At 63.6% G+C, this 16,167-nt stretch carries 16 protein-coding genes and 1 pseudogene; 9 read left to right on the top strand and 8 right to left on the bottom strand.

The window, feature by feature from the left end; all coding sequences use genetic code 11:
• Positions 1-211: 211 nt before the first annotated feature.
• The 3 genes from IVA80_RS21260 to IVA80_RS21270 form a co-directional block, all read right to left on the bottom strand.
• On the bottom strand, positions 212-1,303 hold the full coding sequence (locus IVA80_RS21260; RefSeq protein WP_247434716.1) for a substrate-binding domain-containing protein: 1,092 nt from the start codon (positions 1,301-1,303) through the stop codon (positions 212-214).
• A 121-nt stretch (positions 1,304-1,424) separates the two neighbouring features.
• Positions 1,425-1,682 (bottom strand): hypothetical protein, encoded by a 258-nt coding sequence (locus tag IVA80_RS21265; protein WP_247434719.1) that lies wholly within the window; start codon positions 1,680-1,682, stop codon positions 1,425-1,427.
• Between the two features lie 66 nt (positions 1,683-1,748).
• On the bottom strand, positions 1,749-2,774 hold the full coding sequence (locus tag IVA80_RS21270) for a DUF2778 domain-containing protein (protein WP_247434722.1): 1,026 nt from the start codon (positions 2,772-2,774) through the stop codon (positions 1,749-1,751).
• Between the two features lie 189 nt (positions 2,775-2,963).
• On the opposite strand from IVA80_RS21270, the gene IVA80_RS21275 reads away from it, so the two are divergent.
• Together IVA80_RS21275 and IVA80_RS21280 are read left to right on the top strand one after the other, a co-directional pair.
• Positions 2,964-3,404: a DUF1810 domain-containing protein gene (locus IVA80_RS21275; RefSeq protein ID WP_247434726.1), complete on the top strand. Its 441-nt coding sequence runs from the start codon at positions 2,964-2,966 to the stop codon at positions 3,402-3,404.
• 97 nt (positions 3,405-3,501) lie between these two features.
• The gene (locus tag IVA80_RS21280) at positions 3,502-5,583 is read left to right on the top strand and encodes a methyl-accepting chemotaxis protein (protein WP_247434729.1); all 2,082 of its coding nucleotides are present in this window, start codon (positions 3,502-3,504) and stop codon (positions 5,581-5,583) included.
• Positions 5,584-5,599: 16 nt separating this feature from the next.
• Here the strand turns inward: IVA80_RS21280 and IVA80_RS21285 are convergent, their stop codons facing one another.
• The 3 genes from IVA80_RS21285 to IVA80_RS21295 all read right to left on the bottom strand — a co-directional run bounded on the left by IVA80_RS21285 (position 5,600) and on the right by IVA80_RS21295 (position 8,036).
• Positions 5,600-6,565 (bottom strand): acyltransferase, encoded by a 966-nt coding sequence (locus tag IVA80_RS21285; protein ID WP_247434732.1) that lies wholly within the window; start codon positions 6,563-6,565, stop codon positions 5,600-5,602.
• A 120-nt stretch (positions 6,566-6,685) separates the two neighbouring features.
• The gene (locus IVA80_RS21290; RefSeq protein ID WP_247434735.1) at positions 6,686-7,276 is read right to left on the bottom strand and encodes an NAD(P)H-dependent oxidoreductase; all 591 of its coding nucleotides are present in this window, start codon (positions 7,274-7,276) and stop codon (positions 6,686-6,688) included.
• A 49-nt stretch (positions 7,277-7,325) separates the two neighbouring features.
• Positions 7,326-8,036 (bottom strand): AraC family transcriptional regulator, encoded by a 711-nt coding sequence (locus tag IVA80_RS21295; RefSeq protein ID WP_247434738.1) that lies wholly within the window; start codon positions 8,034-8,036, stop codon positions 7,326-7,328.
• 532 nt (positions 8,037-8,568) lie between these two features.
• On the opposite strand from IVA80_RS21295, the pseudogene IVA80_RS21300 reads away from it, so the two are divergent.
• The 3 genes and pseudogenes from IVA80_RS21300 to IVA80_RS21310 all read left to right on the top strand — a co-directional run bounded on the left by IVA80_RS21300 (position 8,569) and on the right by IVA80_RS21310 (position 11,175).
• Positions 8,569-9,673, top strand: a pseudogene (locus IVA80_RS21300) (DUF2336 domain-containing protein).
• On the top strand, positions 9,670-10,002 hold the full coding sequence (locus IVA80_RS21305) for a PilZ domain-containing protein (RefSeq protein ID WP_247434741.1): 333 nt from the start codon (positions 9,670-9,672) through the stop codon (positions 10,000-10,002). Before IVA80_RS21300 ends, IVA80_RS21305 begins: the two are co-directional and overlap by 4 nt.
• Before the next feature lie 51 nt (positions 10,003-10,053).
• Complete coding sequence (locus IVA80_RS21310; protein ID WP_247434744.1) at positions 10,054-11,175, top strand: HD domain-containing phosphohydrolase; 1,122 nt, start codon at positions 10,054-10,056, stop codon at positions 11,173-11,175.
• Between the two features lie 413 nt (positions 11,176-11,588).
• Here the strand turns inward: IVA80_RS21310 and IVA80_RS21315 are convergent, their stop codons facing one another.
• Positions 11,589-12,266, bottom strand: coding sequence for a nitroreductase (locus IVA80_RS21315; RefSeq protein WP_247434747.1), 678 nt, complete (start codon positions 12,264-12,266; stop codon positions 11,589-11,591).
• A 135-nt stretch (positions 12,267-12,401) separates the two neighbouring features.
• Between IVA80_RS21315 and IVA80_RS21320 the strand changes: the two genes are divergently transcribed.
• The 3 genes from IVA80_RS21320 (at position 12,402) to IVA80_RS21330 (ending at position 14,464) form a co-directional block, all read left to right on the top strand.
• Positions 12,402-13,364 (top strand): alpha/beta hydrolase, encoded by a 963-nt coding sequence (locus IVA80_RS21320; RefSeq protein ID WP_247434750.1) that lies wholly within the window; start codon positions 12,402-12,404, stop codon positions 13,362-13,364.
• Positions 13,365-13,480: 116 nt separating this feature from the next.
• A complete protein-coding gene (locus tag IVA80_RS21325) occupies positions 13,481-13,729 on the top strand; it encodes a hypothetical protein (RefSeq protein ID WP_247434753.1) in 249 nt (82 codons plus the stop codon).
• A gap of 396 nt (positions 13,730-14,125) precedes the next feature.
• On the top strand, positions 14,126-14,464 hold the full coding sequence (locus IVA80_RS21330) for a PilZ domain-containing protein (RefSeq protein ID WP_247434756.1): 339 nt from the start codon (positions 14,126-14,128) through the stop codon (positions 14,462-14,464).
• Between the two features lie 46 nt (positions 14,465-14,510).
• Here the strand turns inward: IVA80_RS21330 and IVA80_RS21335 are convergent, their stop codons facing one another.
• Positions 14,511-15,386, bottom strand: coding sequence for an MBL fold metallo-hydrolase (locus tag IVA80_RS21335; RefSeq protein WP_247434759.1), 876 nt, complete (start codon positions 15,384-15,386; stop codon positions 14,511-14,513).
• Between the two features lie 130 nt (positions 15,387-15,516).
• Here IVA80_RS21335 and IVA80_RS21340 point away from each other — a divergent pair, with 130 nt between their 5' ends.
• On the top strand, positions 15,517-16,050 hold the full coding sequence (locus tag IVA80_RS21340; protein WP_247434762.1) for a transposase: 534 nt from the start codon (positions 15,517-15,519) through the stop codon (positions 16,048-16,050).
• Positions 16,051-16,167: the final 117 nt, after the last annotated feature.

Genomic DNA, 16,167 nt, shown 5'->3' on the forward strand with positions numbered 1-16,167 from the left:
CGGCTACGGGCCGCCCCAGCGCCACTCCGAGCCTAAATCCGTCAAACATTCCGACACGACCGCGTAAGCCGGCGACAAAACAAATAATTGCCCAGTCTCGCAGCGCAATCCGGGACGGTGCCGTTGACGTGCGAGATCCCGGATTGCGCTGCGCTCCATCCGGGCTACGACGGCAGGCGCAGCGTAGTTCGCCGCGCCCACCCTCTTGCGATCAGGTCTTGTTGCGCATCTTGCCGAGCAGATAGTTGTCGTAGAAGTTTTCCGCGATCTGCGTGTAGAACAGCAGCTCCTTCATATAGGCGTCGTGGCTGTCCTTGGTCCGCTTGAACAGCTCGCTCTTGGCCGCGAGTTCGTTCAGATGCTCCTGGGTCGCGTTGTAGCAGGCCTCCAGCACGGGCTGCGGGAACGCCTTCAGCTCCGCGCCGTTCGCGATCAACCGCTTCAGCGCCGCCGGATTCACGCTGTCGTATTTCTCGAGCATCCAGGCGCCGGCCGCGGACGCGGCCTGGTTGACGATCGCCTGGTATTGCTTCGGCAGCGCGGCCCACTTCTCGTCGTTGACGACCATGTGCAGCATGGCGCCGCCCTCCCACCAGCCCGGGAAGTAGTAGTATTTTGCGACCTTCTGGAAGCCGAGCTTCTCGTCGTCATAGGGACCGACGAACTCCGCGGCGTCAATCGTCCCCTTCTCAAGCGCAGGATAGACGTCGCCGCCAGCGATCTGCTGCGGCACCACGCCGAGCCGCGCGAGCACGTGGCCGCCCATGCCGGCGATACGGAATTTGAGGCCCTTGAGATCGTCGACCGTCTTGATCTCCTTGCGGAACCAGCCGCCCATCTGCGTGCCGGAATTGCCGCAGAGGATGGCGTGCGCCTTGAACGGCTTCAGCGCCTCGTTGGTGAGCTCGGCACCGCCGCCGAAATGCCACCATGACTCCTGATGGCGATGGTTCATGCCGAACGGCGCGCCGGTGGCATAGGCCAGCGCCGGCTCCTTGCCGATGTAGAAATAGAGCGGCGTCTGCGCCATCTCCACGGACGCGACGCCGACGGCATCAAGCGCCTGCAGGCCGGGCACGATCTCGCCGGCGCCAAAAGTCTGGATCTGAAACTTGTTGTCGGTCGCTTCCGCAACGTATTTCGCAAAGGTCTGCGCCGTGCCGTAGATGGTGTCGAGCGATTTCGGAAAGCTCGACGTCAGGCGCCATTTGATCTCGGGCATGCCTTGCGCGATCGCAGGTGCAGCAACCAGCGTCGTCGCGCCGGCCACCGCGCCGCCCTTGAGGAATGTACGGCGTTTCATGATGGGTTCTCTCCCTGGAAGTAAGCTTCAAACGTGTTGGCTTGGGCCACGGCCTTCGCCGACCGTTTGCCTGTTCCTATAGCTGAGTTCAAGCTGTGAGAGGAAGGCCGCCGCGCGGCCCTTAGAGCAGCTTCGCGCTGACGAACAGCGCGCGCACGGCGTTGGTCGCCTGCACCACGAGCATGGCGTTGTCGGCGGCGCCCTCCAGCGCTTGGACAGCGTCCTCGTGTAGCGAGCGGAATTCCATCCACTCGACCGATTTGAAATTGGTGAGGAATTGATAGGCTTGGCCGACGGTCGCAATCGCCAACGTGTCGCCGTTCAGCTTGATCTTGAACGTCGTACGCAGCGGGGTCTCGGAACTCTGGGGATCGCTCATGGGCTGCTTCTGGGCGAGGACGGCTTAACGAAGGGGAAACGGCAGCCCCGCCGTGCCAGGCGAATGTCAGGAATCGGTGCTCGCGCGCTGCGAGGCGGTCGCCGATCCGCGCAGGCTCGGCACGACGACCAGGCGGTTGAACTCGCCGTTGTCATAGGCCTTCAGGAAACGCTCGTAGTCCTTGATCGAGACGCAGCCATTGGAATCGCCGCGTGGCCCGAGCATGTAATTGTGGGTGAGCAGGCCGACGCGGCCGAGTGCGCTGGTGCCCTCAGCGGGCGTCAGGCGCAACGCCCGAACGCCGTGGAACGGTTTTTCGCGCGGCTTCAGATCGTAGGTCGCCGGCGGGGTCGCGCCAACCATGCGCTGGTCGACATGCTCAGGGTCGTCCATCAGCGCGCCCATGCCCGAATGCGCTTCCAGCGCGATACCGCTCGGCAGGTAAAGCGCCTTGGCCGAGATGTCATAGACCGCCGTCCGCGAATCGTAGCCGAGGGCGGCGAGATCCGGCGCCTTGCCGAACAGACCGCTGTCGGGCGTCAGCGAGGCCAGCTTGATCTTGTCGGTGAATTTCTCGAAGAAGTTGCGATTGTCGACCCTAGGGGTGGTGTCGGCATAGGCTTGACTTGAGGCGATCTGGGAAGCGAAGTCCGCCTGGGCCGGCCGCGAGCGCGGCACCGGGATGGCGTCGGCGCGCTGCGACGGCCTCGTCTCGTCAACCACGTGCCGGTCGTCATCGGTCAAGATCGAGCGCCAGTCGTCGCCCTGGAGTCTTTGGGCAAGCATCGCCTTGGCATCGCGCAGCTTGAGCTGGACCGCGTTCAGGGCGGAGCGCTCCAGCGTCCGCAGGCCGAGGTCACGGGCGGGCGGGCTGCCCGACAGCGAAGCGAAGCGGTCGTCAAACGAAGGACTGTTGGCCGGGGGCAGTGCGGCGGTGACCAGCGGGGCCGAATCGCCCAAGCTCGAACTGCCCAAGCTCGAACTGCCCAAGTTCGAAGCGCCCACATTCAAACCGCCCAAATTCGAAGCGCCCATGTCCGCGACCCAGGCGGCAGCGCCCAGCGCCAGCGCGAGGCCGGCCAAAGACAGCAATATTGTCTCGGCTCGCCCGATACGGCGGCGCGACAATAGCCTCTCGGCTCGTGCGGCGTCGGAAACCATCAGATCCCCAAAATCGACCCCCGGGGGACCCACCCCCACCCGGAGACTCTATACCAGCTACCACATTGGGAGCCAAAAGTTAGGCATAATCGCGGCCGGCGAGGCATCCCAGGGTATCCGATGACCGATCCTTTCGATCTGGAACGCTTTGTCCGGGCCCAGGACCCGGTCTATCGCGACGTTCAGGGGGAGCTGACCCGGGGCCGGAAGCAGAGCCACTGGATGTGGTTCGTTTTCCCGCAAGTCTCGGGCCTCGGTTTCAGCGCCATGTCGCAGCGCTATGCCATCGGCTCGCGGGCGGAGGCCGGAGCCTACCTCGCCCACCCCGTGCTCGGCCCGCGTCTCACTGAATGCACCACGCTCATGCTCGCCGTGAAGGGGCGGACCATCAACGCGATCCTCGGCGCGCCCGATGACGCCAAATTCCGCTCGTCGATGACGCTGTTCGGCGCGGTGGCCGGCGAGCCAGTCTTCGAACAGGCGCTCGCCCGATTTTTCGCAGGCGAGCCTGACCAGGCGACGCTCGATATCCTCGCCGCCCTTGACCGACAGGCCAAGTAAATGCGGCCGCCCGTGGCCCACAGCGTAAACCCGGGATTAACACCGCCTGCCTATTGTCCGTGCAAATAATACTCCCCGCGCCATTGCCGGACAGATCATGAAAATCGGTACGCTCCTGACCACCGCCATCGTCTCGCTCTCGACCGTGGGCGGCGGCCTCGCCGTCTACGTCGCCGTGACGAAATACCAGACCATGGACAGGATCGCCGAGGCGCAAGGGCGGCTGGCGATCGTCCGCGCCGCCAGCGACATCCCGCGCTATCTCAACCCCGAGCGCGGCTTTGCCACCAACATCCTTTACGGTCCCGCGACCTACGATCCGGCGCAGCTTGCCGAGCATGACAAGCTGCGCAAGCACACCGATGGCGCCCGCGACAAGATGAATGCGCTGCGCAAGGAGCTGCCCGGCCCGTTCGACGACGGCAACACCATCGGCAGCAGCATCGACGGCATCAATTCGAAATTCACGTCGCTGCGCGAGGCCATCGACAAGGCCATGGCGGGACCGCCGGAGGCGCGCAAGGACGCGGCCAAGAAGGTCGTCGCCGACAACGCTGTACTCAACGCCGGCGTCACCGCACTGCTCAACGAGCAGGTCCGCCGCATGGCGATCCTCAACGGCGATGCCTACCGGCAGGCCAGCTACGCCAACATCGCGATGACATTGCGCGATGTGGGCGGCTTCAACTCCAGTCTGCACAAGAATCTCGTCGGCGGCAAGAAACCGGCGACCGACACCGAGAAGGTCGATATCGGCCGCTCGCAGGGCCGCAACGATCAGATCGTGATGTCGCTGCTGGAGTTGCGCGGTAATCCCGCAACTCCGGCCAACGTCGCCGCCGCACTGGAGAAGTTCAACTCGATCTATATCGAGGAGTTCGGCCGCGAGCTCAAGCTGGTGAAGGACGGTGCGATCAGCGGCAAGTACGAACACGACGTCGACACCTATTACGCCGCCACGCAGCGCGGCCTCGGCACCATCATCGAGGTCCGCGACGCCTTCTACGACAATGCCGAATATATCCTCGCCGGTGCCTCCTCCGCCGCGCGCACCAGCTTCACGATCGCACTGGTCGGCCTCCTCGCCGTGCTGATCGCCAGCGCCGGCCTCATCGTGATGGTTCGCCGCCGCGTCTGCGCCCCGATTGTCGGCCTGACGAGCCGGATGTCGCGGCTTGCCGACGGCGACGTCGTGGACGACATCCCCGGTGCCGCGCGCTCCGACGAGATCGGGGCGATGGCCGCGGCCGTCCAGGTCTTCAAGGACAACATGATCCGCGCCGACCGGCTCGCGGCCGAGAAGCAGGCCGAGAACGACGGCAAGATGCGCCGCGCCCAGGCGCTGGACGGGCTTACCCGCGCGTTCGAAGCCAAGATCACCGAACTGGTCGGCGGCCTGTCCCGCGCGTCGTCTACGATGGAAAGCACGGCGCAGTCGATGACCTCGACGGCGGCCCAGACCAACAGCCAGGCCGCGGTCGTCGCCGCCGCCTCGCAGCAGACCTCGACCAACGTGCAGACGGTCGCGAGCGCCACCGAAGAGCTGACCTCCTCGATCGCGGAGATCGGCCGTCAGGTGGCCCAGTCCACCGAGATCGCGGCCCGCGCCGTCGACAACGCCCGCCGAACCGGCGATACCGCGCGTGCGCTCGCCGAGGGCGCCCAGAAGATCGGCGACGTGGTCACACTGATCCAGAGCATCGCCGAGCAGACCAACCTGCTGGCGCTGAACGCGACCATCGAGGCGGCCCGCGCCGGTGACGCCGGCCGCGGCTTTGCCGTCGTCGCCTCCGAAGTGAAGTCGCTGGCCGGCCAGACCGCCAAGGCCACCACCGAAATCTCCGAGCAGATCACCGCGATCCAGTCCGCCAGCGACGAGACCGTAGCCGCGATCCGCAACGTCGCCGATGTCATTGGCGAGATCGACCAGATCGGCACCGCGATTGCCGCCGCGATCGAGGAACAGGGCTCGGCCACCAAGGAGATTTCGCGCAGCGTCCAGGAAGCCGCCCGCGGCACCCAAGAGGTCAACACCAACATCACCGGCGTACAGCGTGCCGCCGACGATACCGGTGCGGCCGCCAGGGAGGTGCTCGGCGCCGCCGAGCAGCTCTCGACGCAGTCGCGCGACTTGGCCGGACAGTTCGACCGCTTCCTCGGCGAGGTCAGGGCGGCGTAAGGGGCAGCCGACGACGTCAGGCGGGTCTCATCGCCATCCGTTTGCGTCCCAGATTGATGAAGGGCACTTCGATGAAGCGCCACATCAGCCAGGCCGCCGGCGTCGTGATCAACAATCCGGCCAGGAACAGGATGGCTGCCCGAATGACCGGCGGCTGATCGAGCGGTAGCAGATGGGTCGCGATCCCAAGTCCGATCATGTGGAGGAGATAGAAACTATACGATATTCGCCCGTAGAACCGGGCGATTTCGACATCGAACGGCCGCAGAGCGGCAGCCTTCATCGGGCCGAAGGCTGCAAGGCAAACGAGCACGGAGGCGCAGACCGTTTCGAACGCGATCGTGATGGCGGTCTGCTTCCGAACAGCGACAATGACCAATACGACAAAGGCGGCGGCGGCGACAGTCGTCAGCCGCGATGGTCGCAGGGCATCCGTCAGCGTCGTGCCTCCCGCCTGCACGAGCAGGCCCGCGATGAAGGCGTAGAGCGGCCCAAGGTTGGTGAACCCGCCCAACAGGTGAACATAGGGGCCCCAGGACGATATTGCGGCGAGAACGGCGACAAGTATCCAGACCGGCGTTGTCCCGTGGCGCCTCAGCAGAGCATGCGAAATCAGGATGACCGGGACGGCCACGCACTCCACGGTGAGGGACCACATGACGCCGTTGATGTCGCTCTTGATGAGAAGCGCGTTCAGGATGACGTTGAGTGGGTCAAAGGAAGGCCTGAAGCCCACATAGAAGTCGAAGCCCTGATACAGCACCGTCAGCAGAAATACGGTCGCTATCGCAGCCGGAAGCAGCCTGAACATCCGGTGGCGTACGAATGTCACGGCATCAGGATCGCGATCCAGCGATCGCGCGAGAAGAAAACCGCTGAGCACGAAGAAAACGACCACGGGCGCCATCCCGCCGGCGATCATGTCCCACGAAAGCATGCAGGCGTGAAACGCGAGCACCGATATGGCGGCATAACCGCGCATGGACTCGAGTCGCGGCAAAAACGCCGAATTTTTACGGATGGCTGGTTCCATTGCGTCGAAACGCTTAACGCAGCAAAGCGCTGACAGCAACCGACCATAGGCGGGACTTACCTGGCGACCTCAATAAGGCGGCGCTTTCCGCGCCCGCTGCGCCTTGGCCGCCTCGATCCACCACAGGAGATCGTCGGCAAAGCGCGGGAACGACCGTTCCAGCGCCTTGCCGCCCTCGCCGATCGGCTCGCTCTCGGCCGACAGCGTCTGCGCGATCGGACCGACGCCGATGGTGCTCGACACCACGACCATGCCCATCTCCGATAGCGTGCCGTGCCAGGCGGTCGAGGCGCGCGCGCCGGACAGGCGGCCTGCCGAATAGCTCGCGATCGCGGCCGGACGCCAGAACCACTCTTCGAGGAAGTGATCGGTGAGGTTCTTCAGGCCGGGCTGAATGCCCCAATTATATTCGCCGGTGATGAAGACAAAACCGTCGGCGCCGCGGATCTGCCCCGCCAGCTTCTCGAGCGCCTCGGGTGCCGAGCCCTTGGGATATTCCTTGTACATGCGGTCGAGCATCGGCAGGCCGATCGCCTTGGCGTCGATGAACTCGGCCTCCTCGCCGCGAGCGCGCAGGCGATCGATGACGAAATTCGCAAGGCGGATGCCCATGCGGTCAGAACGGTAGGAACCGTAAAGCACGAGGATGCGATTGCTCATGGCCGCAGTCTAGCACGAGTCAGAAAGCCGGTCTCAACGTTTTGACGCGCTAAGCTCGCCTTCCGCGCTCGAGCGTTTGCGACGGCGTCTCACCGAACTGGTCGCGATAGCTTCCGGAGAAGTCGCTGAGATGCCAGAAGCCGAACGCCAGCGCGACGGCCTTGACGCTGTCGGCACCGGCGAGCAGCCGCTGGCGCACCAGCCACAGCCGCCGCAGGCGTAAGTAACGGTGCAGGCTCATGCCGCGATAGCGGCGGACGACGTCGTGCATGGTGCGGACGGAGAGGCCGAGCTTGCGCGCGATCTCCTCGCTGTAGATCGGCTGCGAGAGGTCGTCGGAGAAAAGCGCGCGGATATCCTGAAAGATCTTGAAGTTCCGCTCGTCATTGGGGCGCAGGGTCCATCGCGCGGGAACGATGGCTTGGAAAATTTCGTCGACAGCGCCCAGCAGGGTCTCCTTCATGGCCGCCGCCTTCAGCGGCACGTCTGGTGCGTCGACCGGCTCCGACGCCGCGGCCAACACCTCCCGAACCACACCGCGGAGCCGGTTCAAGCCCGCAGCGGTTGTTTCGAAAATCTTGAAGCTGAGGGCTGCTTGTGGCCAGCCGCGATCGGTCACCTGCGGCCTGAACACCACCGAGGCGATTTGCCGCTGCACCTCCTCGATGGTGGTGTAAGCCGCGCCGCCGCTGCCGATGACGATGACGGGTCGTGCGCGCTGCGTGCCGTTGAAACGAACCGGCACGTCGAGGTCGTCCATCGTGAATCCGATCGCGGTGCAATTCTCGACGAGCTGTGCATCGACCACCCGCGGAAACGCCCGCGTCAAATTCACGTCGCAGCCGGGCAGCGACAGAATGGTCTGCTCGGCCGAAATCCTCCGTACGAAAGGCGTGAACTCGAAATTCAGGCCTCGTATGGCATTTCGAAATTCATCGACGTCGGAGAAACGAAATACCTTTGGCGCCAGCCCCGGCATCATCACTTCTGTTCATGCAATGTAAAACTTCGCGTCGCAACGAATGCGCCTCCGGTGACGATGCCGGCCCGATTTCCCCGTTTCACCGTCCCTGAGACTGAAAGAATCACTTAACCTGTACTGACCAGTTGGCGAGCGTCGCAGTCCAAGGACAAGTCGACGCATCGAATCTCGCCGAATTTCGATAGCGTTTCCCGCGCCTCCAGCGGTGCAGCAATACCCGGACAATCAAAATCCAAATTTTAAATTAACGTCTGTCAGGCGGAATAGGCGCCGTTCGATAGTCAAAATTAATTTGAGTCAGGCCCCTGCCATGATGGCAAATTTGCCTGCTGATATTCTCGTTGAATTGGAAGAGGCGGTCGCAACGTGCCCGCCGGACCGTTGCGCACGCATTCTCTCGGGCATGGTGCAGTTGCTCATTGGCAGCCGCGACAGGTGCCGGGAATTGCTCGCCAACGTGATCGATGGTGTTTTGCTCCGATTGACGGAACGGGTCGAGGCCAGTGCACTGGTTCAGCTCAGCATGACGCTCGCCGAGCTTGACGTGGCGCCTCCCGAAACATTGCGGCGTCTCGCCTTGTACGACGATCCGGACGTGGCGTGTCCTGTGTTGCTTAAATCTCAGGCACTCTCCGCAGCCGACCTCGAGGCTGTCATTGATTCCTGTGGCGAGCGGCATCGACGCGCGATTGCGGCTCGCAGCAACATCGAGCCGGCCGTGACTGAGGCGCTGGTCAAGCATGGCGGCCCGATCTGCCTTGCCCTGATCAAGAACCCGGGCACCAAATTCTCCGACGCAGCCTATGCGGCGCTGATTGCCAAGGCAAGCCACGACGGCGAGATAGCGAAGGCGCTGGTGCTCCGGCCCGGCACACCCGACCACGTCGTGCGGAAGCTGCTCTCCGCCCCAGCAGGCCGGAAGGCACCGGCCACGCCCAACCCATCCTCCACGCCGCCCGCGCAGGAAGCAGAGCCGGCTCCGCCAAAGCGGCTTTGCTCGTCCGACTATGCAAGCGCGAGGCCGGAGATCGTCGCGCTCAACCGCATCGGCAAGCTCAACGACTCCGCGGTGAACCGTTTTGCGATCCGCGGCGAGACAGCCAACCTGTTCACGGCGCTGTCGGTGCTTTCAGGGGCGCCGCTCGAAATCGTCGAGCATGTCATGAGCGACAACGATTGCGAGGGCCTGATCATGGCCTGCCGGGCTTCGCGGCTGAACTGGCAGACCACGCTTGCCATCCTGAGCAACCGCAGCGGGACAAGGCTCTCCTATGCCGAGCGCGAACGCGCACAACGGATCTTCGAGACGCTGCTTCTGTCCACCAGCCAATGGACAGTGCGATGGGGGGAAATAGCGGCAAGCGCCAACACAAGCGATCCGAAATCGCGGCGCAAAAATGGGGGTTAGCCGATGAAGTTCGACGGTCGTAAAGCGCTGCGCGTGAAAATGGATCACAAGCAGGCAGTCAATCTGATGGGCTCGGACGGCATGTGGCGACGCAGTTGCGTTCTGCTCGACATATCGCAGAGCGGAGCCAAGATCGAGGTCGAGGGCACGCTCGACGTGCTCCAGGCCAAGGAATTCTTCCTGCTGCTGTCATCGACGGGGCTCGCCTACCGGCGCTGCGAACTGATCTGGATCGACGGCACCACGGCCGGCGTGCATTTCGTCACCGCAGACAGCAAGAAGAAACCGGCAAGCGGACAGCGGGCGGCAACGCAAAACTCGGTTCACGGCAAGTAAGCCAGGAAATCCCTCCCACGAATTGAACTCCAGCAAAGTCCAGGTCGAACCGTGCAGAACGCGCGAACCTCACCAAGCCCCGTCAAGCGTGACGCCGGCATTCGAGAGCGAGAAGTGGCCCGCCCACTCGTTCATGTGCTGGCCGACACGTCTGACAAGCTGTCAGGCTTGTGCTCGATCGTCGAAGAGAAATTCACCGTTGCGGGCGAACGGCTCGACGCCGGTGCCAAGCTGTCACAGGTGCCGTTCGCCATCGTCATCCGCGCGGAGTTGCGCGACGTCGACAACATTGCAGCCATCAAGAAGCGGGCCGGCAAGCTGGCGAAGGCGACGAAGCGCATCTTCCTGCTCGATCACACCTCTCACGTCGGCATCTCGCAAGCCTACGCACTCGGCGCGACACTCATCCTTCCCGGGCCGGTCAACCGGGGCACATTGCTCGCGGCGCTGTCCGATCCGGCCGATCCCGCGCTTGCCTCCTCAAGCGAGACCGCGCAATCCGACAACGCCATCGAGACTGCGGCGACCGCCATCGCTTCGATGTTCACCTCGGTGACCTCGGGCCAGCCGATCGACGTTGACGGTGCCAGGGAAGCGGGCCGCCAGATCGCCGATCGCATCGCCCAGCATGGCCTGTCGGAATGGCTCACGACGGTGCGGCGTCATCACGAGGGGACCTATCAGCATTGCCTGCTCGTCACCGGCATCGTCATCGACTTCGGCCTGAGCCTCGGCGTCGGCAGGCCCGATCTGGAGCGCCTGTATACGGCGGCCATGTTCCACGATATCGGCAAGGCCCAGATCCCGCTTGCCATCCTCGACAAGCCCGGCTGTCTCGATCCGGAGGAACGTGCCGTGATCGAGACTCACCCGGTGGCGGGCTACGATTTTCTGAAAGGCCACGACAATATCTCGCCGGAGATCCTCGATGCCGTGCGGCATCATCACGAATATCTCGACGGCAGCGGCTACCCGGATGCGCTCTGCGCCGAGAACGTCGGCGATATCGTGCGCATCCTGACGATCTCGGACATCTTCGCGGCCCTGATCGAGCACCGGCACTACAGGCCGACGATGCCGCGGCCACAGGCCTATAACATTCTCTGTGGAATGAATGGAAAGCTGGAGAAGGCTCTGGTCGCCTCGTTCAAACATGTCGCGCTCACGCGGTAAGCGCGTCAAACCCGTCCGGAGCGCGGACCTAGTGCGTGGCCCGGTATTTGGCGCGGTGCGGAATGGACCGGCAGGCCAGCCCTTCCGCCAGCAGCTTCATGTCCTCGCGTCTACCGCTACGGATGAGCCTGCTGAGCTCTTCGGCTGTGAAAGGAAGACTTGGATCATCATCGATCGGGCGCCGCAACCGCGGGCCGAAGAACCGTCGAACCAGGCTAGCCAGCCGCCGCATGTCAATTCCCTCGCGCCAGCAACAAACCTTTCAGTCCGCATATTGTTCCTCCCGCGCGATCGAGATTGCAAGAGGCCACTAACGGCTCCGCATCAAAATTTCGGCGAGAGAATAATCTCCTCCCCGCCGCGTCAGTCGGCTCGCCGCGTCAGTCGGCCCGCTGCGTCAGTCGGTCGTCGTGCTAATCGGCGAAGCCGACATAGCGCACGAAATCGTCGTTGCCCTCTCGATCGGAGCGAACGGCGTTGGCGGCAAAGCTGTCGTCGGGATACCCCATCGCAACGCAGGTCATGATGACCTCGTCCTCCGGAATTTTCGCGACCTCGCGCACGATGTCGGAGCGCATGATGCCCTGCCCGTTGATGACCGAACCGAGACCGCGGTCCCAGGCTGCGAGCACGATGCCGTAGCAGAGCGCGCCAAGATCGAAATGGCAGACCGCGCCGGGGTCGAGCACGCGGTCATAGGTCAGCACCAGCGAGACCGGCGCGTCGAACTGGCGGAAGCCGCGCAGCACCCAGTCCTTCCGCATCGGCTTGTCGTCGCGCGCGATCCCCATCGCGCCGAACAGCTTCTTGGCAACGTCGACCTGCCGGGTGCGGTGAACGCCCTGGTACTCACCATGACTGATGATGTCACGCTTCACCTTGGCGCCGCCAACCATCTCCTCCATGTTGCGGCGGCGCACTTCTTCGAGCGGGTTGCCTGTGAGTACATGGACATGCCAGGGCTGGGTGTTCATCGACGACGGCGCGCGCTTGGCGCTCTCGATGATCGCCTCGACCACGGCGCGCGGCACCGGCTCGTTCCTGAAACCACGCACGCTGCGGCGCGACTGAACCAGCGTTTCGAATTCCACGTTCCAAATCCCCCTTGCGACTTCCCATCCGGCGACGTTGCGACCGACCGCCCGGTTGCCGATGCGGCTCGCAAAATCTATGCTAACGCGCAAGCAAGACTAAGAACCCTGCCAAGAACTCCGCGAGGACCCGCCATGACTGCACCGCTCGATCCCGTCATCGCCCAGATCATCCCGCTGCTGCCGCTGCGCGATCCCACGGTCATGACGCCACAGAGTGCCCGCGAATCCTTGCGCGCACTCGCTGCCTCACGCGCCGCCATACCGCCGCCGCCCGTCGATAGTGTGCAGGACATCAAGGTCAAAGGCGGCGCCGGCCCGCTCGATGCGCGGGTCTACAGGATCGGCGCCGGTCCGGCACCGACCGTGGTATTCTTCCACGGCGGCGGCTGGGTCGCAGGCGATCTCGAAACCCATGACCGGCAGGCGCGCAACCTCGCGATCGAGACCGGGGCCGTCGTCGTCTCCGTCGACTATCGGCGCCCGCCGGAGACGCCCTTTCCCGGCGCCTTCGAGGACGCCTTTGCCGCGACCCGCGACATCTTCAACCGCGTCGCGGAATTTGGCGGCGATGCGAAACGGCTTGGGGTTGCCGGCGACAGCGCCGGCGGCAATCTTGCAGCGACCACCGCGATCGCCTGCCGCGACGCCGGCATCAAGCTCGCCGCACAATTGCTAGTCTATCCCGTGACCGACGTGGCCGGCAGCTACGCCGATGCGCACGAGAATGCGCGCTTCCCGTCACGCACCGAGAATGCCGAAGGCTACTTCCTCTCACGCGCGGTGATGGAATGGTTTTGCGGCCATTATCTCGCCGATCCCGATCACGCCGCCGACTGGCGGGTCTCCCCGTTGCGCGCGGCCTCGCTCGCGGGCGTCGCGCCCGCGATCGTGACCACCGCCTGGTTCGATCCGCTGCGCGACGAAGGCGCGGCCTATGCGCGGGCGCTGGAGGCCGCCGGCGTGCCGGTCAGGCATCACGAAGGCCCCGGCCTGATCCATGGCTATTTCAGCCTCGGCGACGCCTCTGAAGTCGCGCGAACCGAGGCGCAGCGTGCCCGGGCCGACTTCAAGGCGCTGCTGGCGCGCGGCGTATGAGGCTCCCGGCGGACAACAATCCGCGATGACGATCGTGGCCTGCGCCGATCCTGCTTGATTGCGCCATGATTCCGGGCTCCAATCTTGGCGCCATTGTTTGGACTAGGGAGACACCCATGATGAAGCGGATTTTTCTCGCTGCGATCGTCGCCACCTTCGCGGCCGGATCGGCCTTCGCGGACGACACCTGCGCAAGCAAGGCCGTCGGCAAGGACGGCAAGGCTCTCGCCGGCGCCGCCAAAACCTCGTTCATGAAGAAGTGCAAGGAAGACGCCTGTGCGCCGAAGGCGGTCAGCGCGGACGGCAAGCCGCTCGCCGGCGCCGCCAAGAACAGCTTCATGAAGAAGTGCGAGGTCGGCGCCTGATCGCTGCTGGTTCGCCCCTTCTTCACAGACGCGCTGCAACTTCGTCATGCCCGGGCCGTCCCGGGCATCCGCGCATGTGTTGCCGTAGATTGCTCATTGTGCATTTCCGGAGCAAGGCGCCACTTATTCGCTATCGGTGGTGAAGCCGGCCTCTCGTTTCGAAGGCACGAACGTCCGCTTGCGGCGATCGGCGTCGCACATCCGAATTAACCACTAACTCCGATCAATTTTAATAAGACAACAACACTGCTTGTTAGCGCAAACCGCGCAGATCAACGTGCAGGCATTGCCGTTTTCCGGACGTCGGCGGGACCGGGAAACTGACTTCGTAAAGTGCGATCGCAATCGCTGCGATCGTCCGATTGGAAGTTATCTTCTCATTTGGAGCATCTCGCCATGATCGAACGTCGTGCAATGAAGCGCATAGCGATCAACCGGGCGGCGCGGCTGTCGTTTGGTGAAATTCGTGGGACTCATCCATGCCTGGTGCGCGATATCAACGCCTTGGGCGCCTGCATCTCCACGCCGTACTACATATTTGCCAACGAATTTGTGCTGTCGTTCGACGGCCATTCCGGAATTTTCATCTGCCGCGTCGTGTGGAGAAAGGAGACGCTTTGCGGCGTTTCTTTCCTCCTGAGTCGTCGCTCGCCGAAATCGGCGAACGATTCCGGCGAGCTCGCAAATGTGGTGCGCCTTGATCGCCAGATCGTATGCCGCGGCCGGCGTCTTTAGTTTGAAGGTGTCGGCCTAACTCCTTGCGCGCGGCGACGAAGCTGCCTTAGTCCCGCCTGAAGCGGTAGTCGAACGCCCCATCCAGCGGTTTGATCAGCCCGACCGTCGGCGCCGGAAAATGGATCGGCAGGATCAGCGTGTCGGTGTCCGCAACGGAGGCGAAGAACTTTCGCCGCGACACTGCCGATTGCCTGGCATCCCAATCCGGCTTGGCCGACCAGTCCGGCTCGCGGCACTGGATCTGGTGATGCATGAGATCACCCGTGACCACCGCGCGCTGGCCCTTCGAAAAAATGTTGACGCAGCAATGGCAGGGCGAATGGCCCGGCGTCGGCGTCAGCGTGACGGTGTCGTCGAGCGCGTAATCGTCATCCACCAAGAGCGCCTGCCCCGCCTCGAGGATCGGCAGGCAATTGTCGCGAAATACGGTGCCGGGCGGGTTGCTGCCCTTGGCGTGCTCGGCCTCCCAGGCCGCGTATTCGCCCTTGTGGAAGACGTATTTCGCATTCGGAAACGTCGGCACCCAGCGGCCATCGCGCAAGGACGTATTCCAGCCGGTGTGATCGATGTGCAGATGCGTGCAGAAGACATAGTCGATCTGCTCGAAGCCGATGCCGAGCGCGAACAATTCGTTGCGCCAGCGCTCCTTGCCGGGAAAGTCGAACGGCGGCGGATGGCCCTTGTCCTCGCCGGTGCAGGTGTCGACCAGGATGGTGTAGCGGGGCGTGCGCACCACAAACGTCTGATAGGTGATCACGATCATGCCGCGCGAAGCGTCGAACACCTCCGGCTCCATCGTCGGCAGGTGGCGCTTGAATACGCCCTCGTCATAGGCCGGAAAGAAATCCTGCGGCCGCCGCCAAGGCCCTTCCCGCTCGATCACCGCATCGATGGTGATGTCGCCGATCCGCAGCTGCTTCATGGTTGGTTCGCTCCTGTTTTTAGGTGAGCGTAGCGAGAGCACCTGAAACGTGCAAGCGAGCGAGTTCATTGCAACTCTCTCGATTTGGTTGTAGCCCGGATGAAGCGGAGCGCAATCCGGGAAAGCCTGCATGGTTCGCTATCGGCGCAATCTTCTTCCTGGCGGGACCTTCTTCTTCACCGTGACGCTGGAAGATAGAAGATCATCCGCGTTGGTCGATCATGTGGACAAGCTCCGCGTCGCATTTCGCGTTGCGCGCGACGAAAGGCCGTTCGAGATCGATGCCATTGTGATTCTGCCCGATCATCTGCACGCGATCTTGACGCTGCCAAACGCGGACGCGGACTTCCCCGGCCGATGGCGACGCATCAAGAGCCACTTCACACATCAATTGGCTGCTTCCGGTGTACCGATCTCCCGCAACCATCGCGGCGAATTCGCCTTGTGGCAGCGACGTTTTTGGGAGCACACCATTCGCGACGAGTCCGATTTCGAGCGCTGCGCCGACTACATCCACTTCAATCCCGTCAAGCACCGGCTCGTCGCGTCGCCGATCGACTGGCCGTGTTCCTCGCTCCACCGCTACGTCCGCGCTGGCCTGCTGCCTCCTGATTGGGGAGGAGCCGGAGAAATTGGCGGTAGCTTCGGTGAACCGAGAGACTGATCCCGGATTGCGCCGCGCTCCATCCGGGCTACGGATTCATCAACTTGCACTCGTAGCCTGGATGGAGCGAAGCGCAATCCGGGACAGACCAACCGCATCGCACGAATGTCCCCGTGG

The sequence above is a fragment of the Bradyrhizobium sp. 139 genome (genome assembly GCF_023074175.1).
GTDB lineage: Bacteria > Pseudomonadota > Alphaproteobacteria > Rhizobiales > Xanthobacteraceae > Bradyrhizobium.